A 22,001-nucleotide genomic window follows, 5' to 3' on the forward strand; every position below is an offset into this window, starting at 1 on the left:
CTCAGCGGTCCCGGTTGAAGCGCGTGGTGATCCACAGCAGCAGAAGCAGGATGAACAGGGCCCCGCCGCCGGTCAGGTACGGGCTGAGGCTTTCGTGGTTGCCGCCGTTCTCGCCCTCGGCGGCAACGGTGACCAACTGTGCAGCGGTGCTCTGGAAGCTCATCTCGGCAGGACCTATCCGATGGGTGTCCCCCGCTCGACCGAAGCCGAGAGTGGGGAAGGGCGGGATAAAGACGTCGGCCCATCGTATGCGGGCGCCTCGGCCGCGAACACGCCGACTCCGCCGTTGGGGACGCCGGTTGCCGTGACCGCCTCGCGGGATCGTCCGCCGTGGCCTGTCCCGGCCTGCCGGGCCGGCCGGGTCGCCGTGACCGCCTCGCCGGAAGGGGCTCGTTCGAGGTGGTGACCGCTTCGGCCGTAGTCGTCTCAGTCGTCGCGCTTGTAGCCGCGCAGCAGGAACCAGGCGGCCAGGACCACGCCGATGATCATGACGATCAGCACGACACGGAGCAGATCGCCCGGGCCCTGCTTGCCTGCCGCGTTCGCGGCTTCGGTGAGCCAGGCGGCTGCGGGGATGTGCTCCATGACGTACGACTCCTTCTCTGTACTGCCCGCCAACGGTATCTCCGCCTAGGCTGGTCCCTGCCTTGGGGGCACATAGGGCACACAGACGCACATGGGGGAACACATGTCCGACGACGGCCACGACCAGAACGGGCACGAGAAGGTGCCGAGCAGGCAGCGCAAGCGGTTCGAGGGGATCTCCTCGCGGGCCTACGAACACCCGGCGGACCGCTCGGCCCTGGTGGCCCTGCGCAAGCTCAGCGGCTTCGACACGGTCTTCAAGGCGCTGAGCGGTCTGCTGCCCGAGCGCAGCCTGCGGCTGCTGTTCCTGTCCGACTCGGTGCGCGTCTCGGACGCCCAGTTCGCGCACCTCAACGACATGCTGCGGGACGCCTGTTACATCCTGGACCTGGAGAAGGTCCCACCGATGTACGTGAACCAGGACCCGCAGCCGAACGCGATGTGCATCGGACTGGACGATCCGATCATCGTGGTGACGACCGGGCTCGTCGAGCTGTTGGACGAGGAGGAGATGCGGGCGGTCATCGGCCACGAGGCCGGTCACGCGCTGTCCGGTCACGCCGTCTACCGCACGATCCTGCTGTTCCTCACCAACCTCGCGGTCCGGGTCGCCTGGATCCCGCTGGGGAACCTCGCGATCATGGCGATCGTGACCGCGCTGCGTGAGTGGTTCCGCAAGTCGGAGCTGTCCGCGGACCGCGCCGGGCTCCTGGTCGGCCAGGACCTGCGGGCCTCGATGCGCGGCCTGATGAAGATCGCGGGCGGCAACCATCTGCACGAGATGAACGTGGACGCGTTCCTCGCGCAGGCCGAGGAGTACGAGTCGGCGGGCGACCTGCGGGACTCCGTTCTCAAGATCCTCAATGTGCTGCCGCGCACGCACCCCTTCACCGCGGTCCGGGCGGCCGAGCTGAAGAAGTGGGCGGAGTCCCGGGACTACCAGCGGATCATGGACGGCCACTACCCGCGGCGTGACGCGGACAAGGACACCTCGGTGTCGGACTCCTTCCGGCAGTCTGCGGCCAGCTACGCCAGCGACATGAAGAACTCCAAGGACCCGCTGATGAAGCTGGTCAGCGACATCGCGGGCGGCGCGGGCGACCTCGGAGGCCGGGTACGGCGCGGCTTCGGAGGCTTCGGGAGCAGCGCGCCCAAGGACGCCGGTGCCGAGGAGACGCCGCGCGAGGACCGCTCCGGCGACGAGGACACCGACACCGACGGCCGCGGCTGATCGCTCCGCCGGATACCGCCCGGGTGCCGCCGCCCTGATCTCACGGCGCCGCCCGGCGGTCCGGCTGGGGTGTCGTTCGGATCACCTCGGATCACCCCGGATCAGGCCGGATCAGGCTGCGGCGTCCGGGCGGTGCATCGCAAAACGGAGCGTCACCCGCGTACTGGGCGTGCTGGACGTGCTGGATGGACGTACTCAGATGAGGCGACAGCGCGGCGAGGTGCCTTGCCAGGCGTCGCGCGCGGACCCTGGACGATCCGAACGGCACCCCTAGACCTTCGGCTGCGCGCTCTTGGCCAGCGAACCGCACAGGGCGGTCGCGCTGCCGGTGGCGTACGGGTCGGTGCCGGCCGGGCCGCCCGCCTTGGCCGTCTCGCCCGCGAGCAGCGGCCGGAGCCGACTCACCGAGTCCTCCGAGCAGGTGAGCGGACCGGCCTGGACGTAGGACATCAACAGCTCGGCCTGGTGCATGCGCAGGTCGTCACGGTCGAAGCGGAAGTGCAGCTCGCGCCGGACGGTGAACAGCGACGCCTTGGCCTCGGCGTTCGCGCCGGTCGGCTTGAGCGCGTAGACGAAGGTGTGGTCGGCGATGACCTCCAGGGTGTTCGCGTCGGACTCTGCGGCCTGGAGGGTGCCCTGCACCCGGATCTTCTTGTCGGCGAGCTGCGCCCGGGTCGCGTCGAAGCGGACCAGCCAGCCGGTCGGGGCGTGCCGTCCGTCGGCGGTGGGGTGCTCGAAGCTCTGGTCGAACTGGTCGAGCTGCTGCGGGTCGAGCAGGATCCGCACGGGCCGGGTGGCGCCTCCGGTCAGGACGCTCGGGTCGAGGGACGACTCGACGAGGTAGTCCTTCGCGGTGGTCAGGGCGGTGACGACCTGGCTCTCGGAGAAGTGCGCGGTGCGCCGGGAGGCGGGCAGCGTGATGCCGTCGGCACCGATGCGGAACTGGGCGGCCGGACTGTCGGCGTACAGCTCGTCGGTGTTCGTGGAGCCCGGCACGGCGGTCTGTGGGGCCAGGGGGATCACCGTCATCCGCAGCGGTTCGGCCGGCTGGGTGACGGGGGTCTGGTACGGGTGGCGTACGCCCATGTAGATCGCGGTGCCGAAGGCTATGGCGATCAGCAGGACGAGGATCAGCGCCTGCCGGGACAGCCCTCGCTGAAGGGGCGGGCGGCGGCGTACGGCCGGGCTGTGGTCGGCCATGCGTTCCTGGGCGGAGAACTCCTGGAGACGGGCAGCACGGACGAACGACTCGTCGAAGACGACGGATCGGTACTCGTCCTCTCCACCAGTGGGAGCGCCCTCGGGTGTCCCCTCAGGTGGGTCTCCAGGCCCGCCCATACATTCAGAGTAGGTCTCCGGGAGCCCTGGTAAACGCTGTGGTGCGCGACAAGTTCTGACAGGTTCTCACCAGGACGGTCACGCTGTTCGAGGGATCGTCGGTGCCTCGACGGGGAGACCGGCCTCAGGGTGTCCGCGGTACCGCCGACACCGCCGGCTGGGAGTAGTCGGCCGAGGCGGAGGGGCCGGTGCCGGTGACTTTCTCCCGGCCCTGTTCGAGACCGGAGGAGGCGGGTGAGGGGACTTGCTCCTCACCGCTCGACGAAGCGCCGCGATAGACCGCCGTGAAGGCGAGGGCGACCATGCCGATGCCCATGACGAGGGCGAGGATCCAGGCGACGGGACGGTGCCAGCGGGTCTGCTTGCCGTAGGGCCGGCCGTACAGGCCCAGTGCGCCGTAGCGACCTTCCAGGACCTCGGTGTCGTCCAGATCGTCCAGATCGGGATCGTGGCCGAAATCGCCGTGGTCGTCGGGGCCGAAGCCGTCCTCGTAGCGATCGTCGTCACCACGGAGGCCGCGGGCGTGCGCCCGGCGCGCCTGCGCCTCGGCCTCGGAGGCTTCCGCGCGGGCCTGGGCGGCTGCGAGCAGTCTCTCCACGGCGGTCGGTTCGTGGATCACCGCCGCCCGTACGAAGTCCTCGTCGAAGACCACGGAGGCGAACTCTTCGTCCGCGCCCCCGCGGTCGTGGTCGTCGTCGGGCTCCCAGCCGTCAGGGAACGGCGTGCCCCCCACGTCCTCCGGCACGGATCCAGAGTAGACCTGGGGGGTCAATTTGGGCAGACGGTATGGAAATTCATCCACCTGACGAGACGCGCCTCGCGCGGATCGCGGGCCGTGCACCGCCCACCGCACGCCCCGGCGCCCGACGCGATGCCTGCCGCGCGCCCTGCGCACGCCGTTCGTGCGCCCCCACAAGCCCGCCTCCGGGCTTTCCCGGTGCTCCTGGGTCTCCGGGAGCCCCGGCCCGCCCGGAGCGTGGCTCCGCCGCTCACGGAGCCGCCCGACTGCCCGCCCCGTGTCCCCGGGGCACGCAGCCCCGGAGCCCATAGCCCGTAGCTCCTGGCTCCTGGCTCCTGGCTCCTGGCTCCTGCCGGTGTCTCAGCGCCTCTCAGCGCCGGATGTGGCCGTCGCCCGTGACGATGTACTTCGTGCTGGTCAGCTCCGGCAGCCCCATCGGGCCCCGCGCGTGCAGCTTCTGCGTGGAGATGCCGATCTCGGCGCCGAAGCCGAACTGGCCGCCGTCGGTGAACCGGGTCGAGGCGTTCACCGCGACCGTCGTCGAGTCGACCAGCTGGGTGAACCGACGGGCCGCCTGCTGCGAGGTGGTGACGATGGCCTCGGTGTGGCCGGAACTCCACAGCCGGATGTGCGACACGGCCTTGTCGAGCGAGTCCACGACGGCCGCCGCGATGTCGTAGGACAGGTACTCGGTGTCCCAGTCCTCCGCCGTGGCCTCCACGACGGTGGCCTTGGAGTCCTTGGCGTAGGCGAGGACTCGCTCGTCGGCGTGCACGGTGACCCCGGCGTCCGCGAGGGCGTCCAGGGCGCGCGGCAGGAAGTCGGCGGCGATGTCCTGGTGGACCAGGAGGGTCTCGGCGGAGTTGCAGACGCTGGGCCGCTGGGCCTTGGAGTTGATCAGGATGTCGACGGCCATGTCGAGGTCGGCCTGCGCGTCGACGTACACATGGCAGTTGCCGGTGCCGGTCTCGATGACCGGGACGGTGGACTCCTGGACGACCGTGCGGATCAGGGAGGCGCCGCCGCGCGGGATGAGGACGTCGACCAGGCCGCGGGCGCGCATCAGTTCACGGACCGACTCGCGGCCCTCGCCGGGCACGAGCTGGATGGCGTCGGCGGGCAGTCCGGCGCCGCCCACGGCGTCGCGCAGGACGCGGACGAGGGCCGTGTTCGACTCGTAGGCGGAGGACGAGCCGCGCAGCAGGACCGCGTTGCCGGACTTCAGGCACAGGGCGGCCGCGTCGACGGTCACGTTCGGGCGGGCCTCGTAGATGATGCCGACGACGCCGAGCGGGACACGGACCTGGCGCAGGTCGATGCCGTTCGGGAGGGTCGAGCCGCGGACGACCTCGCCGACCGGGTCGGGCAGCGCCACGACGTCGCGGACGTCGGAGGCGATCGCGCGCACCCGCTCGGGGGTGAGCGTGAGCCGGTCGATGACGGTCTCGCTGGTCCCGGCCTCGCGGGCGCGCTCGATGTCCTTGGCGTTGGCGGCGACGATTTCGCTCGTACGCACTTCCAGCGCGTCCGCGATCGCGAGCAGCGCGTCGTCCTTCTCGGCCCGCGGCAGGGGCGCCAGGTCGGCGGCGGCCGACTTCGCGCGATAGGCGGCCTGGGTGACCGGGGACATCGAGTCGTACGGCGAGAGCGTGGTCATGAGGGAAGGGTAGTGGGCCCGGCGGGACCGTCCAGCGGTTGTCCCATACGGCGAGACAGGCTCAAAAGGGGTGAACTCCGACGGGTGTCGCCGGCAGCGGCCCGTACCCCTCCGCGATCCGCTGGTGGTACGTCTCGCGGTCGATGACCTCCAGGCCGACGATCTCCCAGGGCGGGAGTTTGGCGGTCTGGCGGTGCTCGCCCCACAGGCGCAGCGCGACGGCCGCCGCGTCGTGCAGGTCGCGGGCCTCTTCCCAGTAGCGGATCTCCGCGTGGTCGTTGGCGTAGCGGCTGGTCAGCAGAAAGGGGTGGTCGTGCGCGAGCTGTTCGAGAGCGCGCCTGACCTCGCCCAGCGGAGCTTCACCGCCCGACACGCTCAGCGTGACGTGCCACAAGCGGGGCTGTTCGGCCGGCCGCTCGCCCTCGTAGGTGTCACCGGCCGCGACACTGGTCAGGGCCCGTTCCTCGCCCGCGGCTCGGGAGGCGGGACCACCGCGGGACGCCGCCGCCCCAGGGCGCACTCGTCTCACGACGGCCTCCTTTACCCAATGGTCGTACCGGATCCCGGACTCTCCCTGCCACAAAGTTGAGCAGGTGAGAAGCCGCCGTGTGGCGGTTTTACGGAACGTCCCCCGGCGGGGGCGGGGGAATCGGCCGTTTACGGGTGTAGTGGACAGCTGTTTCAGGGATGCGGCAGGGACTCGGGAGCCGCTGTCTGGCAGATGAGGACTGCGTGACATCCGCTCGATGAGACGCGCGTCTCATGGACGCGGGCGGTGGGAGGGACGTCCTACGGGTGCGTACGGCGGTTCGCGCGTCCCCTTGATGCGAGCGCCGGATGGGTGCTGATACGGGCACAGGATGCGTGTCTCGCGGATCCGGACGTCCGGACGCGCGTCCTACCGGTGCGGGCGGTGGCGTGCGCGGTTCACGGATTCAGCAGGACGAGGTCGTCGCGGTGCACGACCTCGCGCTCGTACGCGGGGCCCAGCTCACGCGCCAGTTCCCGGGTGGAGCGGCCGATCAGCTGCGGGATCTCCTTGGCGTCGAAGTTCACCAGTCCTCGCGCGACGGCCCGTCCCGTGCTGTCGCGCAGCTCGACCGGGTCACCCGCGGTGAACTCGCCCTCGACGGCCGCGATGCCCGCGGGCAGCAGCGACGTGCGCCGCTGGACGACCGCGCGCACGGCGCCGTCGTCCAGGGTGAGCGCGCCCTGCGGGGTGGAGGCGTGCTGGAGCCACAGCAGCCTGTCGGCGGACCGCTTGCCGGTGGCGTGGAAGAAGGTGCCGGTGTCCCGGCCCGCGAGGGCGTCGGCGGAGTGGATCGCGCTGGTCAGCACCACCGGGATGCCGGCCGCGGCGGCGATCCTGGCCGCCTCGACCTTGGTGACCATGCCGCCGGTGCCGACGCCCGCCTTGCCCGCGCTGCCGATCTCGATGCCGGCGAGGTCGGAGGGCGCCCGCACCTCCGCGATCCGCGAGGTGCCGGGCTTGCTGGGGTCGCCGTCGTAGACCCCGTCCACGTCGGAGAGCAGGACGAGCAGATCCGCGCGTACGAGATGGGCGACGAGGGCGGCGAGACGGTCGTTGTCGCCGAAGCGGATCTCGTCCGTGGCCACCGTGTCGTTCTCGTTGACGACCGGCAGGGCGCCCATCGCGAGGAGCTTGTCGAGGGTGCGTGAGGCATTGCGGTGGTGGGCGCGGCGGCTGGTGTCGTCGGAGGTGAGGAGCACCTGTCCGACGCGGATGCCGTGGCGGGCGCAGGAGGCGGTGTAGCGGGCCACCAGAAGGCCCTGGCCGACACTGGCGGCTGCCTGCTGACGGGCGAGGTCCTTGGGACGGCGGCGCAGTCCGAGCGGCGCGAGCCCGGCGGCGATGGCGCCGGAGGAGACGAGGACGATCTCCTTCTCGCCGCCGCTGCGCGCCTTGGCGAGGACGTCCACGAGGGCGTCGACCCGGTCCGCGTCGAGGCCGCCGGAGGCGGTGGTGAGCGACGAGGAGCCCACCTTGACGACGACCCTGTGGGCCTCGGCCACGCCCGCTCGCACCGCTTTCCTTGCCGCTGACACGCGATTCCCCAATGTTCCGACCAGCCCGGTGTGTGCAATCTACGCGAGCGGGGGCCCCGGGCGACTCCCCGTTTCGACGGGCGGACGACCCGGGTTCCCGTAGGGCGGCGACCGCGGTTCCCGTACGGCGACGACGCCGGACTCCGGTGTGCGGACGCCCCGGTCGGAGCGCGAGCGAACCCCGGCCCGGAGTGTGAGCGTGACCACTTTCCGATGTGGGCCCGCCCACTCCGGAACCGTCCTCTCACAGCCCGCCCAGAGAGTCTCCGGGCAATATGTGCGCTATGCAGTGATTGTTCCCACGGAAGATTGCTAGGCGGGACTTGCAGGTCATACGGTCAGTCCTCGGCCTTCCGTTGGTGACAGCTCGGCCGCACCTGATCCCCATCCGCTGCATACCCCTCGCAGGAGCCCAGCCCGTGCCGTCCAGAGGCCTCGCCCCCCGCCGTATCGTGCAGCTCTCCGCGCTGCTCGCGATGCTCGCCTTCTTCATGGCCCAGATCGCCTCGGCGCTGTTGCCGAACGTCCAGGTGTTCGTCGCCGCGAGCGCGGCAGGTCTCCTTCTGGACCTGTATCTGCAGTATCGCGACCCCGGTCTGCTCTCGGCTCTCGGGAAGGTGCACTTCGTCGTCACCGTCCGCCAGCTGCTGCGCGACATGCTGATCCTGGTGGGGCTGCTGCGGATCGACGGCATCAACCCGACACACGAGCAGGCACCCCTGCTGATCGGGATATGCGCCTTCTACGCGCTGCACTTCTCCTGCCAGGCCGTCTCGGTCCTGGTGCGCCGCACCCGCACGCTGCCGATCGTCACCCGGAACATCGACGCGACCTCGCTGAGGCTGACCGCCGCACCGCCGCGCATCCTGGCCCGTCGCCAGGGCAGCCGGCTGCTGACCTTCTCCCTCCCGGCGACGACCGGCCTGCTGGTCACCGCCGCCACCACGAACGCCGTCTGGGGCGCAATCGGCGAGGGCATCGCCATCGCGCTGACCATCGGCGGCACCGTCTACCTCGGCACCTGGCTGCTTCCCAAGAAGCGCGCCAAGAGCGAGGCGAAGGTCGTGGAGTGGGTCGATCAGTGGCTGGCCGACTACCAGCCGACGGTGGCCATGTACTTCTCGGGCGGCAGCACGTCCGCGTACCAGGCGAACATGTGGCTCTCCACGCTCTCGCAGATCGACGCCAAGCCGCTGATCGTGCTGCGTGAGCGTTTCATGGTGCAGAAGATCGACGCGACCGACGTCCCGATCATCTGCTTCCCGAAGGTCTCCACGATGTTCTCGCTGGAGAACTCGACGCTGAAGATGATGCTGCACCCGGCCAACGCCGCGAAGACCTCGCAGGTGCTGCGCATCCCCACGATCAAGCACGCCTTCATCAATCACGGCGAGAGCGACAAGCTCTCCTCCTGCAACCCGTACGCGAAGGCCTACGACGAGGTGTGGGTCGCCGGTCCCGCCGCACGCGAGCGGTACGCGCTCGCCGAGGTCGGCGTCGAGGACAAGGACATCGTCGAGGTCGGCCGACCGCAGCTGACGCCGATACGCCAGTACTCGGGCCCGCCGACCGGCACGTACACGACCGTCCTGTACGCCCCCACCTGGGAGGGCTGGGACGGCAACCCGGGCAACACGTCCGTGGTCCTGGCCGGCGAGAACATAGTGCGTCACCTGCTCGCCGACGAAGGTGTGCGCCTGCTGTACAAGCCGCACCCGATGACCGGCTCCGTCGATCCGCGCGCGGGTCGGGCGAACGAGCGCATCATGGCGATGATCCGCGAGGCCAACACCCGGCGTTCCGGCGCCCGTCCCGGCCCGGAGGCCGCGGCCGAACTGGCCCGCCGTGCAGCCGAGTTGGACACGCTGACCTCGACCGCCTTCCGTAAGAGCGCGGACGAAATGGAGCGGATGCTGCTGCAGGGCGCGCCGCGGGGCGACCGCGAGGCGGAGATCGCCCGGGCGACGACGGCATGGGAGTCCGCCTTCTGGGCGTCCTTCCCGGAGTGGGAGCACCAGATCATCACGGGCGCGCGTCCGGCGATCTTCGCCTGCTTCAACCGGGCCGACCTGCTGATCAGCGACGTCTCGTCGGTCGTCTCGGACTGGCTGTCCAGCGAGAAGCCGTACGCGGTCGCCAACACCTCGGGCCTGCCTGAGGCGGCCTTCCGCGCCGGGTTCCCCACGGTGTCCGCGGGCGCCATCCTCACGCCCGCGGCGGACGGCGTCCCGGCCCTCCTGAACGCGGTCCGCCACCCGGAGCACGACGAGTTCACCGCGGCCCGCGCCGAGCTCAAGGAGCACCTGCTGGGCCCCTCGGACCCGCCGTCCCTGGCCCGCTTCGACGCTGCCATCAGGGACCTGTGCACGAAGGCGGACGAGCGGCGGACGCGCATGAACTCCCGCATCGCCGCGGAGATCCCCTCACAGCGCGGGGCGGCCGAGGAGACGGCCCACGAGTCCGACCAGGGACTCGGCCCGGACTCGGACTCCGACTCGGAGGACAGCGGGGCCGAGGACTCGGTCAACGCGTAGCGCCTCGGCCGCCTCGCCGGCGGCCGGGCAGAACCCCAGGGGCCGGATCCACGCGATCCGGCCCCTGGGGTTTTCCACGACCCGCGGCCGTCGACGCCGTCCGCGGAGGCCGGCTCGTCGCCCCTGCCCCGGGTACGGGTCCGGCCCCGCGTCGGACGGCCGCACTGCATGCGGGCCCAGTCTCCGGAGAGACGGACCCGGTATCCGGAGAGATCGGACGGCCACACAGCAGCGCGGGCCCGGCCTCCGCAGAGATCGGACGGGGCCACACAGCAGCGCGGGCCCGGCCTCCGCAGAGATCGGACGGGGCCACACAGCAGCGCGGGCCCGGCCTCCGTAGAGGTCGGGCCCGCACTGTTGACGTTCCTGCTGCCTAGAACGGCTCGAAGTCGTCGTACTCCTTCTGCGACTCGTCCCGCTCGGCCTGCTTGTCCCTGCGGCGCTGGGTGGCGGGGCGCGGAGCCTCGAAGCGGTGGTCCTCGCCACGGCGGCCCAGCATCTCCGCACCGGCCATGGAGGTGGGCTCCCAGTCGAAGACGACCGCATTCTCCTCGGGGCCGATGGCGACGCCGTCGCCGGAGTGGGCGCCCACCTTCATCAGCTTTTCCTCGACGCCGAGGCGCGCGAGCCTGTCTGCGAGGTAGCCGACGGCCTCGTCGTTGCTGAAGTCGGTCTGGCGCACCCAGCGCTCGGGCTTCTCGCCGCGCACGCGGAAGAGGCCGTCCTCCTCCTGCACCACGGTGAAGCCTGCGTCGTCGACAGCCTTCGGACGGATGACGATACGGGTCGCCTCCTCCTTGGGCTTGGCGGCCCGCGCCTCGGCGACCACCTCGGCGAGCGCGAAGGACAGCTCCTTCAGACCCATGTGGGCGACCGCCGACACCTCGAAGACGCGGTAGCCGCGGCTCTCCAGGTCGGGGCGGACCATCTCCGCCAGGTCCTTGCCGTCCGGCACGTCGATCTTGTTGAGAACGACCATGCGCGGACGGTTGTCCAGACCGCCGTACTGCTTCAGCTCCTCCTCGATGATGTCGAGGTCGGAGATCGGGTCACGCTCGGATTCGAGGGTGGCCGTGTCCAGGATGTGAACGAGCACGCTGCACCGCTCCACATGGCGCAGGAACTCCAGGCCGAGGCCCTTGCCCTGGCTCGCGCCGGGGATGAGACCGGGCACGTCCGCGATGGTGTAGACGGTCTCGCCCGCGGTCACCACGCCCAGGTTCGGGACGAGGGTCGTGAACGGGTAGTCCGCGATCTTCGGCTTGGCTGCGGACAGGACCGAGATGAGCGAGGACTTGCCGGCGCTCGGGTAGCCCACCAGGGCCACGTCGGCGACGGTCTTCAGCTCCAGGACGATGTCCTGCATGCCTCCGGGCACGCCGAGCAGCGCGAAGCCGGGCGCCTTGCGGCGGGCCGAAGACAGCGCCGCGTTGCCGAGGCCGCCGCGGCCGCCCTCGGCGGCGACGTACGTGGTGCCCTGTCCGACGAGGTCGGCGAGGACGTTGCCCGCCTTGTCGAGCACGACCGTGCCGTCGGGCACGGGCAGGACCAGGTCCTGGCCGTCCTTGCCGGAGCGGTTGCCGCCCTCGCCGGGCTTGCCGCTGGTGGCCTTGCGATGGGGTGAGTGGTGATAGTCGAGCAGCGTGGTGACGGACTGGTCGACGACCAGGATCACGTCACCGCCACGGCCACCGTTGCCGCCGTCCGGGCCGCCGAGCGGCTTGAACTTCTCCCGGTGTACGGAGGCACAGCCGTGACCTCCGCTACCCGCGGCGACATGCAGCTCGACGCGGTCCACGAAGGTGGTCATGTGGGGTGCCTCCAGCACTTCGGTTACTTCTGTACGTACGGAATGTCTCTTACGTAACACGCGAAAGGCGGACCTGCTTCCCGTGGGGGAAGTGAGGTCCGCCTCGCGAAGAACTCTGTTCTACGGAGCCTGGGCCCCGAGGCACCCGACCCGGTCCGCGTGGAACCGGGTCAGCCTCGACGGGACTCGATCAGGCGACCGGAACGATGTTCACGACCTTGCGGCCACGGTGCGTGCCGAACTCGACCGCACCGGCGGCCAGCGCGAACAGCGTGTCGTCCTTGCCACGGCCGACACTCACGCCGGGGTGGAAGTGGGTGCCACGCTGGCGGACCAGGATCTCACCGGCGTTGACGGTCTGACCGCCGAAGCGCTTCACACCGAGCCGCTGAGCATTGGAGTCGCGACCGTTCCGAGTGGACGATGCGCCCTTCTTGTGTGCCATGTCTCAGTCCCTACCCTTACTTCGCAGCCGCGGGGATCTCAGTGACCTTGATCGCCGTGTACTGCTGGCGGTGGCCCTGACGACGGCGGTAGCCGGTCTTGTTCTTGTAGCGAAGGATGTCGATCTTGACACCCTTGTGGTGGTCCACGATCTCGGCCTGGACCTTGATGCCCGCGAGGACCCAGGGGTCGCTCGTCACGGCTTCGCCGTCGACAACGAGCAGGGTCGAGAGCTCGACCGTGTCGCCAACCTTGGCGGTGGGAATCTTGTCAACCTCAACGATGTCGCCGACAGCAACCTTGTGCTGGCGACCACCGCTGCGCACGATGGCGTACACGCGGATCTCTCTTTCGCTCGGAACGGACCCCGCAGTCCAGCCGCCGACTTGCGCGAGCGGCCTCTCCCGGAGCACGGAGCGCGAAGCTCTCGACACCAGGAGGAAGAGGTTTACGGGGGTGCAGCGCGTCAGGGGACACGCCGACGGTCAAGGTTACGGGGCCACGGCCGAAAGGGTCAAACCAGGCCGGGCTCCGCGGGTGTGCCACCGGTCACGCGACGTCCCGGGCCCCGCGTGTGCGCGAGCCCGGGACGTCGGGTGAAGGCTCAGTCCTCGTCGGTGGACGCCGTGACGGAGGAGAGCGTCTGCTCCGCCGCCGCGGTCTTCTTCGCCGTGGACTTGGCGGCCGCCTTCTTCACGGTCGCCTTCTTGGCCGTGGTCTTCTTGGCGACCGTCTTCTTGGCCGCCACCGTCTTCTTGACGGCGGCCTTCTTCGCGGTCGCCTTCTTGGCCGTCTTGCGCGCGGCCGCCTTCTTGGCGGCCGGGGCCTCGGCGTCGGCCTCGGCGTCGGCCTCGGCGGCCCCCGGCTCGGCGGGCTCGGCGACCGGCTCCGCTGCGGCCGACGGGACGACCACGACGGCCGCCTCCGCGGACGCGGTGGGCGCGGTGGCCTTGCGGACGGCACGGCGGCGCGGACGGGCCGGGGCGGCACTCTCGGCCACCGGCTCGGGCGTCGGCTCGGCCTCGGGGGCGGCCTGCGCGGGGGCCTCGGCGACGGGCGCCGGAGCGGACTCCGTGACCGTCACCGCGGCCTCCTCCGCCGCCTTGGGCGAACCGGCGGGCGCGGTGGCCTTGCGGGTCGCACGACGGCGCGTACGGCCCTGGGGAGCGGCCTCGTCCGTCGCCACGGCGGCCACGGGGGCCGGGGCGGCCTCGACCGGAGCCTCGATCACCGGCTGCTCGGCGGCCGGCGACTCGACGACCGGGTCCTCGACCGCGGCCGGCTCGGCCTCGGCGGCCTCACGGGACCTGGCGGCGGCCCGCTCGGCCCGCTCCTCGCGCCTGCTGCGGGGAGCGCGCTCCTCGGCCTTCGGCGCGCCCGCCGGAGCGGACGCGCGCCGGGTGGCCCGGCGCCGCGAACGGCCACGGGTGGCCGCGGCCTCCGCCTCGGCGGCGCTGCCGTAGAACTCCTCGTCCGGCTGGAACTCGGTGTCGACGAGCGCGACGGGCGCGGCGACCTCGGCGGCCACCTCGGCCTCGGTCTCGACCGTCTCCGGCTCATCGACCGACTCGTGCGTGAGCTCGTGCTCGTGCTCGTGGACCTGCTCGGCACCGCCACGGCCGCGCTTCTTGCGCTTGCCGCCGCCACCGATGGACGTCGGCTGCTCCATGTGCACGATGACACCGCGGCCGTTGCAGTGGACGCAGGTCTCGGAGAAGGACTCCAGCAGGCCCTGGCCCACCCGCTTGCGGGTCATCTGTACGAGGCCCAGCGAGGTCACCTCGGCGACCTGGTGCTTCGTACGGTCACGTCCCAGGCATTCGAGCAGGCGCCGCAGCACCAGGTCCCGGTTGGACTCCAGGACCATGTCGATGAAGTCGATGACGACGATGCCGCCCAGGTCGCGCAGCCGCAGCTGGCGCACGATCTCCTCGGCCGCCTCCAGGTTGTTCCTGGTGACGGTCTCCTCGAGGTTGCCGCCCTGGCCGGTGAACTTTCCGGTGTTGACGTCGACCACGATCATGGCCTCGGTCTTGTCGATCACCAGCGAACCGCCGCTGGGCAGCCAGACCTTGCGGTCCAGCGCCTTCATCAGCTGCTCGTCGATCCGGTACGTCGCGAAGACGTCGACCTCGGAGGTCCACTTCGACAGCCGGTCGGTCAGGTCGGGCGCCACGTGGGACACGTAGCCGTGGATGGTCTCCCACGCCTCGTCACCGCTGACGATGACCTTGGAGAAGTCCTCGTTGAAGATGTCGCGGACGACACGGACGGTCATGTCCGGCTCGCCGTAGAGCAGGGTCGGGGCGTTGCCGCTCTTCGCCTTCTTCTGGATGTCCTCCCACTGGGCCTGCAGACGCTCGACGTCGCGGCTCAGCTCGTCCTCGCTCGCGCCCTCGGCGGCGGTGCGCACGATGACGCCCGCGTCCTCGGGGACGATCTTCTTGAGGATGGTCTTCAGACGCGCGCGCTCGGTGTCGGGCAGCTTGCGGCTGATGCCGGTCATCGAGCCCTCGGGTACGTACACGAGGTAGCGGCCCGGCAGGGAGACCTGGCTGGTCAGACGCGCGCCCTTGTGGCCGATCGGGTCCTTGGTGACCTGCACGAGGACCGACTGGCCGGACTTGAGGGCGGACTCGATCCGGCGCGGCCCGTTGGCCATGCCGAGCGCCTCGAAGTTGACCTCACCGGCGTAGAGCACCGCGTTGCGGCCCTTGCCGATGTCGATGAAGGCGGCCTCCATCGACGGCAGCACGTTCTGGACCTTGCCCAGGTAGACGTTGCCGACGTACGAGGTGGCCTGCTCCTTGTTGACGTAGTGCTCGACGAGCACGTTGTCCTCGAGGACGCCGATCTGGGTGCGCTCGCCGCTCTGGCGGACGATCATCACGCGCTCGACGGCCTCGCGGCGGGCCAGGAACTCGGCCTCCGTGATGATCGGAACACGGCGACGGCCCTGCTCGCGGCCCTCACGGCGGCGCTGCTTCTTCGCCTCCAGACGGGTCGAGCCCTTGATGGACTGCACCTCGTCCGTGGCGTCGCCGGGCCGCTCTTCCTTCTTGGCACGCGGCTCGCGGACCTTGACGACGGTGCGCTCGGGATCGCTGTCGCCGAGCTCGGTGTCGCCACCGGAGTCACCGGCACGACGGCGGCGACGGCGACGGCGACGGCTGCTGCTGGAGCCGCCCGACTCCTCGCGCTCGTCGCCCTCCTCGGCGTCCTCCTCGGCCTGCTCGGCGGTGTCCTCGGCGTCCTGCGCGGCCTGCTCGGCGGCGTAGTCGTCCTCGCCGGCCTCGCTGTCCGACTCGGCGGACTCGCCACGGCGGCGGCGACGGCCGCCCCGACGGCGACGGCGACGGGAGCCCGCGGACTCCTCCTCGCCCTCGTCACCCTCGATGGCGTCCTCCGCCTCGTCGGCGTCCTCGGCCTCCTCGACGGACTCCTCGGGCTGCGGCTCCTCGGCGGCCACGGTCACCGGCTCGTCCTCGACGCCCCGGCGACGGCGGCGGCGACGCCCAGTGGTCGGCTCCTCGGCGGCCTCGACCGGCTCGGGGGCCCGCACAGCCTCGGCGGCTTCCTCGGCCTCCTCGGCGGCCTCCGCGGCAGCCGCGGCGGCGGCCCGCTCGGGCGTCTGGAACATCGGCTCGGTGAACACCGGAGCCTGGAACACGGCGACGGCCGGACGGCCGGGGCGCCGCGAGGACTCGTCGGTCTCCTTCGGCGCGGGGGCCGAGAAACCGACGGCGGCCTTGCGGGTGGCGCGGCGGCGGGTACGGCGCGGGGCGCCGTCGCCGCCGTCCTCGGGCTGCGCGGCCTCGGCCTCCACGGCCTCCGGCCGCGCGGCATCCTCGGGCTTTTTCTCGCTGGTCACGGGCGCCTCCACACGCTCGTCGGCGGCGTCGCCCTCGGGCGCACCGGCGGGCGCGGAGGCACGTCGGGTGGCACGACGACGGGTGGTGCGGCGCGGGGCGGCCTCTTCGGCGACGGGCGCCTCGGCCTCTGTCTCCGCGGTGGCGGGGGCGGTCACCGGCTCGGCGGTGGCCGTCACGGCCTCGGCGGGCTCGGCCGTGGCGGGCGCACCGGTGGGCGCGGAGACACGGCGGGTGGCGCGACGACGCGTACGGCCGGCGGGCGCCGTCTCCTCGACGACGGCCGGGGCCTCTTCGACGGGCTGGGGCTCGGGCTCCGCGACCGCGGCGGCGGGCACCACGGTCTCGGCGATCCCGGCGGTCTCGGCCGCATCGGGCGCATCGGGCGCACCGGCGGGAGCGGAGACACGGCGGGTGGCACGGCGACGCGTGCGGCGCGGTGCCACATCTTCGTTGTCGGTGGTGTCGGTGGTGGCGGTGGTGGCGGGGACCTCGGCCTCGGCCGGAGTCTCCTCGACCTCTTCGACCGCGACCGTCTCGAGAGCCTCGTCGGCCTCGTCCGTCTCTTCGGCCTCGGCGTTCACCGGGGCAGCGGTCTGCGCGAGGGCTTCCTCCGCCACGAGGTCGGCGGATGCCACGGCCGGTATGGCCGGAGCTGTGGTCTCGGCCGCGGCCTCGGAGGCGGCGGCCGGCGGACCGGCAGGGCGCGACGCGGCGCGACGGCGGCGCCGCGGCGGCAGGGTGTCGCTAGGAGTGTTGTTGGTGTCGGAACCCTCAGTGGGTTCGGTCGGCTCGAGCATGCGGGTGGATCTCCCGTCAGGCTCCCGGGCGCCGCGCCTGGTCCGGCAGTACCGGTGACGTCCGCGGCTCGCGCGATGCGCGGTGCCGCCGTCCGGGGCGCGGGCGCCGCACGGGAGCTCTCTGTGTCCTGTCTCGCCGGTTCCGTACGCCATGTGTGCGTACGGCCTGGCGAAAGTCTTCTGGTCGGTGCGCTGCCCGACCCAGGTGGCTCCCGGATACGAGGGCGGCGTTACGACATCCGTCCCTTCGCGGGACCTTCCTTACGCCGACGCCTTCGCGGCGGCAGTTTCGGCGGCCCCTGTGCGATCGGCTGGGGCGGCTGCGACTGCCTCGCGGTCGGGCGCGAGCGGGTCGGTCACCATGCCGGTCTCTTCGTCGAACAGCCCCTGCGCCAGCCTGGTCACCGCAGCGGCGACCGGCGGCGCCAGGTCGGCCACGGCGCGAAGACCGGACAGGACGTCGTCGGGTCGAACGGCAGGCGTCACGTGCCGAACAACCAGCCGCAGTATCGCACAGGCCTGGTCGGTCGGCCTATCAGCCTGTGGACTGTGCGTCTCGAGGGTCGTCTCGAGGCTGGCAACGGCGCTGCGGGCATCGAACGTCCGCATGCCGTTCTTGGTCTTGCGGCTGACCTCGACGGTCTCGGCCGCGTTGAACGCCGCCACCGCGCGCTCCGCCTCGGCCGGGTCCACGCCGTCGAGGCGCAGTTCCCAGACGGAAGCGGTGAGCCGGTCGGCGAGACCCGAGATGCGTGCCTCGACCGCCTCGATGATGTCGAGCCCGCGGGGCATCGACTCGTCGAGGAGTTCGCGCAGCTTCTCGGGGTCGCGCTTCTCGGTGAGCGCGATCTCCAGATACTCCGCCTCGCTGCCCGTGCCGGTGGGTGCGGCATTGGCGTACGACACTTTCGGGTGCGGTGTGAACCCCGCCGAGTACGCCATCGGTACGGCGGCACGGCGCAGGGCACGCTCGAAAGCGCGCTGGAAGTCACGGTGGCTGGTGAACCGGAGGCGGCCGCGCTTGGTGTAGCGCAGTCGGATGCGCTGCACCGCGGGTGCGGGCGGCGGGCCTTCGGGCTGTCGCTTGCCCAGTGTCGTTCAGTCCTTCGTGAGTGCGGTCGTACTGCTACCTAGAGTACGTGTCTCACCGGCCAGTGGTTCCCGCCGGGCGACGGGCTGTGGTTCCCGCCGGTCGGTCGGCCGTGCCTCCCGCCGTTCGACCGGCTGCGCGTCCCGGGGCGTCCCGAAGAGCATGCGCCGGAAATCGGCACGGGCCTGGCGGGCGCTGTCCCGGGCGGCGGCCAGGGCCTGCCGTGTCGCCCGCCCGACGCTGCGCGCCGCCTCCGCCGCGGGCTTCAGCACCAGGTCGCGTACGACGTGCCCGACCGGCGTCAGGACGCTGCGGTAGGCCCAGCGCACCGGTTCCACGAAGGTCCACCGGAAGAGGCGCGCGAGGAACCGTCCGACGGCGAGCGAGACGTGCCCGGCGACCCGCCACGCGTGCCCGAGGGCCTCGCCGACCTCCCTGGCGACGACGGCGAGGGCCCGCCCGACCGGCACGAGCACCCAGCGCCACACCGCGAGCGCGGGCAGCACCAGCAGGACGCGCGCCGTCCAGTAGAGCGCGCCGCCGATGCCCACGAAGATCATCCGTACGATCGACACGAGCCCCTCGGCCAGCAGGGCGATCGCCCTGCCGATGGGCGTGAGGACCCAGGCGTACAGCCACAGGGCGGGGATGACGAGCAGGTACCGCGCCAGCCAGGCGAGGGCGGTGTACGCCCCGATCCCGATGGCCGCGAGGACCAGCCCGATGCCCTTGAACAGCCAGGCGGCAACTCGTCCGACGGGCGTGAGCAACCGCGCGTACACCCAGCCGAACACCGCCGCGACACCGCCGACGACCCAGGTGAGTACGGCCGCGACGCCACCGAAGAACCAGGTGAGCACGGCCTCGACACCCGTGACCAGCCAAACGATCGCGGCTCCGATCCCCCGGGCCGCCCAGGCGATCGCGTGGCCGAGCGGGGTCAGGACCGTGCGGTACAGCCACACCGCGGGCGCGACGAGCAGCACCTCCCCGAGCCAGGCCAGTGCCCTGCCGACCGGCAGGACGGCGTACCGCCACAGCGCCACCCAGGGCCAGACGAACAGCGCCCGTGCCACCCACTCGAGCGCCCGCCCCAGCGGTCGCAGCAGGGTGTCCCGAAGAAACCTTCCGCCGACGACGAGCGCGTCCCACGCCATCCGTACCGGAACGACAAGCACGAACACCACGATCCGCACCGGAATGCGGATCGCGACGGCGAGACACCCCTCGGCCTGCGCACCGGGCCGCTCTGCGGGCTGCTCGGCGGGGAACTTCTCCAGATCCATACCTTCGTAGACGCAGGGGCCACCGCGATGGATGCGAAATATCGTCCCCAGTGGCACGAAGTCCGCCCATGCCCGCCGCCCAACCCCGCGCATCCCGCATCCCGCATCAGCCGTCGGACTCCCGGTGCCGGCCGCCCGAACTGCCCACGCCCGCTTCGGCCATGAGGCCGGGTCAGCCGCGGTATCGGCCCGGTGGGCCGGGGCGGCACGGCGTGAAGCCGGGCGAACCGGGCCCGCCCTCGACCCGGCCCGGTGCGTCGCCCCGCCACCTCTTCACCTCTTCGCGGCCCTGCCCGCCCGGGAGACCTTCGTTCCGCGCGGGGTGGAGGCCGGCGGCGGGACGGTGGCGAGGCGCTGGACGGAGAACTCGCGGTTGATTCCGGTCTGGCGCCGGATGGCCTCGGGCAGGTCGGGCAGAGCGAGCAGCCGGTCGCAGGCCTGGATGGAGCCCGCGTGGTCGCCCACCCAGTACGCGGTGATCGAGTACTCGAAGAGCAGACCCCAGCGGTACACCCAGCTCTTGGTGAAGAGCAGGTCGTCGGGTTCGGGCCGGTCCAGGGCGGCGCCGAGCAGGGCGTGCGCGGTGTGGTGACGGCCCTGGACGCGCAACCGGGAGGCCAGTTCATAGCAGGCTTCGAGCCGCTCCGGACGCGCCTCCCAGGCACGGGAGAACGCGTCCATCGCCCCTGGCCAGTCCCCGGTCTTCTCGGCCTTGAGGAGACCGGCCTCCAGCAGCGAGCAGTAGACCTCCTCCACCCAGCCGCCCATCGCCGCGCGCCGCTCGTACAGCGCGATCGCCTCTTCGGCGTGCCCGAGGTCGCGTTCGGTGTTGGCGAGGTAGAAGACCGTGCGGGTGTTGGCGGGGTCGCGCTCCAACTCGCCCCGCAGCAGGCGCGCGTCGCGTTCGAACTTGTCGCTGCGGCAGCCGCCGTCGGCGTGGTCCTCGATCACGAGCGCGTCCAGATTCTCCTGGACGTCGGGCTCGTCGGTGCACGGGTACTCGTGGGTGACGCCCTCGTAGCGCCAGGACCGGTCGCCCCGCATCAGGTGTTTGAAGCGGTGCTGGGTGCCCGGGGTGTCGTAGCGCAGCATGTACGAGGTCGCCGTCAGCCGGGGCAGCGGGGCGTCCTGGCGCAGTACATGGTCGGCGTCGACGGTGAGGAGGAAGTCGGCCTTGCCTCGGGCGTGCTGGATGTTCCGGGTGCGGTTGTGGCCGAAGTCGACCCAGGGTTCCTCGCGGAGTTCGCCGGGGATGCCCGCGAGTGCCGTGCGGATCAGTTCCTGGGTGCCGTCGGTCGAGCCGGTGTCGGAGATCACCCAGGTGTCGATCAGGTGGCGGACGGAACCGAGGCACCGTTCGATGACCCGCGACTCGTTCTTGACGATCATGCAGAGGCAGATGGTCTGCGGCTTCACGGCGGTCAATGTGACACACGCCGGACGCCCCGGAACCCTCCGCGCGGGACACGGAGCCGAACGGCGCCCGATTGGCCGCAGACCAATCCGGCTCCGAACACGAGCCAGGCAGTTGGCCCATCAGCCCGCCCGGAATTGGTCTGATTTGATGATATATAGGGCGCGTTTCGCGGGGGTTCTGCGGTCTGCTCGGCATCAGCGGGTCAAGCTCGCGATCGGCTTCGAGGAATTCCCCACCGATCGATTCAAGGAGCAGCCCGCATGAATCCTGAGTCCAGGACCGCCCGCTTGCTGGGCCCACTGGCCCGTGACCGGTTCAGGAGGGCCGGCATGGTCGCCTCGCTGGCAGTGGTGGCGGTGGCGGGAGTGGTCAGCCCGGCGACACCGGCGGCTCGCGGCGTGACGGATCGCGCGACGGCTGCCTCGTACGGCGGCGACTGGTGCAGGCCCGCCCATCACCATGATCACCGGGCGGCCCTCCCGGGCGAACCTGCCGACGGCAGGAGCGGGTGCAGGGGGCCGAGGGGTCCGCGGGGCCCGCAGGGCGCCACCGGGGCGACGGGCGCGCCGGGTCCGATGGGATCCGCCGGTACGACCGGACCGACCGGGCCTCAGGGACAACGGGGCGCGACCGGAGAGACCGGATCGCCGGGGACCCCGGGAGCCGCCGGCCCCACCGGCCCCACCGGCCCCCAGGGCCAGACCGGCGCCACAGGCGCGACGGGCCCGTGCGTCGGCATCGACGCCGCGCAGGAATCGGAGGAGTTCGAGATCCGTGTCGCGCTGACCGGCGGAAGAACGTACGCGGGCATCCGGGACCAGCGGACCGGCGAGACGCAGAACTTCCTGTGGACGGACCTCAGTTCCCGTCCCGACTATCCCGCGGGCGGCGCGGCGGGCCTGCCCTGCGACGTCTCCGTCAACGCGCACAACCGGAGCACCACCGTGAAGCGCATCAAGTTCGACGTCATCACTACCACGGGTCAGATCTGGGAAGCCGCCTGCGTCGCGTTCACCACCACCCACCCCGCGACCCTGAACTGCTTCGACCGCACGGGCCGTCCCAAGCCCTGGATCCTGGTCGCCCGGCAGCCGACGCCGGACGCCGTCAACGGCGGCGTATGACCATCGGCTC

General features: G+C 71.4%; 17 protein-coding genes. 3 read left to right on the top strand and 14 right to left on the bottom strand.

What is annotated here, in order from left to right; all coding sequences use genetic code 11:
* Nucleotide 1 precedes the first annotated feature (1 nt).
* On the bottom strand, nt 2-163 hold the full coding sequence (locus tag ABZX90_RS03625; RefSeq protein WP_266758661.1) for a hypothetical protein: 162 nt from the start codon (nt 161-163) through the stop codon (nt 2-4).
* 263 nt (nt 164-426) lie between these two features.
* On the bottom strand, nt 427-618 hold the full coding sequence (locus ABZX90_RS03630; RefSeq protein WP_351119821.1) for a hypothetical protein: 192 nt from the start codon (nt 616-618) through the stop codon (nt 427-429).
* A 70-nt stretch (nt 619-688) separates the two neighbouring features.
* On the opposite strand from ABZX90_RS03630, the gene ABZX90_RS03635 reads away from it, so the two are divergent.
* Nucleotides 689-1,816 carry a M48 family metallopeptidase gene (locus ABZX90_RS03635; RefSeq protein WP_351119803.1) on the top strand — a complete coding sequence of 376 codons (1,128 nt, stop codon included), beginning with the start codon at nt 689-691 and terminating at the stop codon, nt 1,814-1,816.
* Nucleotides 1,817-2,086: 270 nt separating this feature from the next.
* Here the strand turns inward: ABZX90_RS03635 and ABZX90_RS03640 are convergent, their stop codons facing one another.
* The 5 genes from ABZX90_RS03640 to proB all read right to left on the bottom strand — a co-directional run bounded on the left by ABZX90_RS03640 (nt 2,087) and on the right by proB (nt 7,584).
* Nucleotides 2,087-3,154, bottom strand: coding sequence for a hypothetical protein (locus tag ABZX90_RS03640; RefSeq protein ID WP_351119594.1), 1,068 nt, complete (start codon nt 3,152-3,154; stop codon nt 2,087-2,089).
* Nucleotides 3,155-3,278: 124 nt separating this feature from the next.
* Complete coding sequence (locus ABZX90_RS03645; protein WP_351119596.1) at nt 3,279-3,899, bottom strand: hypothetical protein; 621 nt, start codon at nt 3,897-3,899, stop codon at nt 3,279-3,281.
* Nucleotides 3,900-4,263: 364 nt separating this feature from the next.
* Nucleotides 4,264-5,550 (bottom strand): glutamate-5-semialdehyde dehydrogenase, encoded by a 1,287-nt coding sequence (locus tag ABZX90_RS03650; protein WP_351119598.1) that lies wholly within the window; start codon nt 5,548-5,550, stop codon nt 4,264-4,266.
* A 61-nt stretch (nt 5,551-5,611) separates the two neighbouring features.
* Nucleotides 5,612-6,070, bottom strand: a complete 459-nt coding sequence (locus tag ABZX90_RS03655) for a hypothetical protein (RefSeq protein WP_351119806.1) — start codon at nt 6,068-6,070, stop codon at nt 5,612-5,614.
* 407 nt (nt 6,071-6,477) lie between these two features.
* Nucleotides 6,478-7,584 carry a glutamate 5-kinase gene (proB, locus tag ABZX90_RS03660; RefSeq protein ID WP_351119809.1) on the bottom strand — a complete coding sequence of 369 codons (1,107 nt, stop codon included), beginning with the start codon at nt 7,582-7,584 and terminating at the stop codon, nt 6,478-6,480.
* A 452-nt stretch (nt 7,585-8,036) separates the two neighbouring features.
* Here proB and ABZX90_RS03665 point away from each other — a divergent pair, with 452 nt between their 5' ends.
* The gene (locus tag ABZX90_RS03665) at nt 8,037-10,151 is read left to right on the top strand and encodes a hypothetical protein (RefSeq protein WP_355201202.1); all 2,115 of its coding nucleotides are present in this window, start codon (nt 8,037-8,039) and stop codon (nt 10,149-10,151) included.
* A gap of 373 nt (nt 10,152-10,524) precedes the next feature.
* Here the strand turns inward: ABZX90_RS03665 and obgE are convergent, their stop codons facing one another.
* The 7 genes from obgE to ABZX90_RS03700 all read right to left on the bottom strand — a co-directional run bounded on the left by obgE (nt 10,525) and on the right by ABZX90_RS03700 (nt 20,866).
* Nucleotides 10,525-11,961, bottom strand: a complete 1,437-nt coding sequence (obgE, locus tag ABZX90_RS03670) for a GTPase ObgE (protein ID WP_351119602.1) — start codon at nt 11,959-11,961, stop codon at nt 10,525-10,527.
* A 190-nt stretch (nt 11,962-12,151) separates the two neighbouring features.
* On the bottom strand, nt 12,152-12,406 hold the full coding sequence (gene rpmA, locus ABZX90_RS03675) for a 50S ribosomal protein L27 (RefSeq protein WP_037618784.1): 255 nt from the start codon (nt 12,404-12,406) through the stop codon (nt 12,152-12,154).
* 16 nt (nt 12,407-12,422) lie between these two features.
* Nucleotides 12,423-12,743, bottom strand: a complete 321-nt coding sequence (gene rplU, locus ABZX90_RS03680) for a 50S ribosomal protein L21 (RefSeq protein WP_164320786.1) — start codon at nt 12,741-12,743, stop codon at nt 12,423-12,425.
* 266 nt (nt 12,744-13,009) lie between these two features.
* Entirely contained in the window at nt 13,010-17,074 is a 4,065-nt protein-coding gene (locus ABZX90_RS03685; RefSeq protein ID WP_355201205.1) for an Rne/Rng family ribonuclease, read from the bottom strand.
* Between the two features lie 261 nt (nt 17,075-17,335).
* Nucleotides 17,336-18,124, bottom strand: coding sequence for a TIGR03936 family radical SAM-associated protein (locus ABZX90_RS03690; protein WP_355201207.1), 789 nt, complete (start codon nt 18,122-18,124; stop codon nt 17,336-17,338).
* 48 nt (nt 18,125-18,172) lie between these two features.
* Nucleotides 18,173-19,450 carry a hypothetical protein gene (locus ABZX90_RS03695; RefSeq protein WP_355201209.1) on the bottom strand — a complete coding sequence of 426 codons (1,278 nt, stop codon included), beginning with the start codon at nt 19,448-19,450 and terminating at the stop codon, nt 18,173-18,175.
* Nucleotides 19,451-19,723: 273 nt separating this feature from the next.
* The gene (locus ABZX90_RS03700) at nt 19,724-20,866 is read right to left on the bottom strand and encodes a glycosyltransferase (RefSeq protein WP_355201211.1); all 1,143 of its coding nucleotides are present in this window, start codon (nt 20,864-20,866) and stop codon (nt 19,724-19,726) included.
* Nucleotides 20,867-21,127: 261 nt separating this feature from the next.
* Between ABZX90_RS03700 and ABZX90_RS03705 the strand changes: the two genes are divergently transcribed.
* Nucleotides 21,128-21,991, top strand: a complete 864-nt coding sequence (locus tag ABZX90_RS03705) for a hypothetical protein (RefSeq protein ID WP_355201213.1) — start codon at nt 21,128-21,130, stop codon at nt 21,989-21,991.
* The last annotated feature ends 10 nt before the right edge of the window (nt 21,992-22,001 follow it).

This window comes from Streptomyces sp. NPDC002935 (genome assembly GCF_040611295.1).
In the GTDB taxonomy this organism is placed as follows: Bacteria; Actinomycetota; Actinomycetes; order Streptomycetales; family Streptomycetaceae; genus Streptomyces.

What these genes read in the sequence shown, in the direction of transcription:
- ABZX90_RS03635 (WP_351119803.1), top strand. Translation starts at nt 689, where the DNA reads ATGTCCGACGACGGCCACGACCAGAACGGGCACGAGAAGGTGCCGAGC.
- ABZX90_RS03695 (WP_355201209.1), bottom strand. Translation starts at nt 19,450, where the DNA reads ATGGATCTGGAGAAGTTCCCCGCCGAGCAGCCCGCAGAGCGGCCCGGT.
- ABZX90_RS03705 (WP_355201213.1), top strand. Translation starts at nt 21,128, where the DNA reads ATGAATCCTGAGTCCAGGACCGCCCGCTTGCTGGGCCCACTGGCCCGT.
- rpmA (WP_037618784.1), bottom strand. Translation starts at nt 12,406, where the DNA reads ATGGCACACAAGAAGGGCGCATCGTCCACTCGGAACGGTCGCGACTCC.
- ABZX90_RS03625 (WP_266758661.1), bottom strand. Translation starts at nt 163, where the DNA reads ATGAGCTTCCAGAGCACCGCTGCACAGTTGGTCACCGTTGCCGCCGAG.
- ABZX90_RS03650 (WP_351119598.1), bottom strand. Translation starts at nt 5,550, where the DNA reads ATGACCACGCTCTCGCCGTACGACTCGATGTCCCCGGTCACCCAGGCC.
- ABZX90_RS03685 (WP_355201205.1), bottom strand. Translation starts at nt 17,074, where the DNA reads ATGCTCGAGCCGACCGAACCCACTGAGGGTTCCGACACCAACAACACT.
- ABZX90_RS03640 (WP_351119594.1), bottom strand. Translation starts at nt 3,154, where the DNA reads ATGGGCGGGCCTGGAGACCCACCTGAGGGGACACCCGAGGGCGCTCCC.
- obgE (WP_351119602.1), bottom strand. Translation starts at nt 11,961, where the DNA reads ATGACCACCTTCGTGGACCGCGTCGAGCTGCATGTCGCCGCGGGTAGC.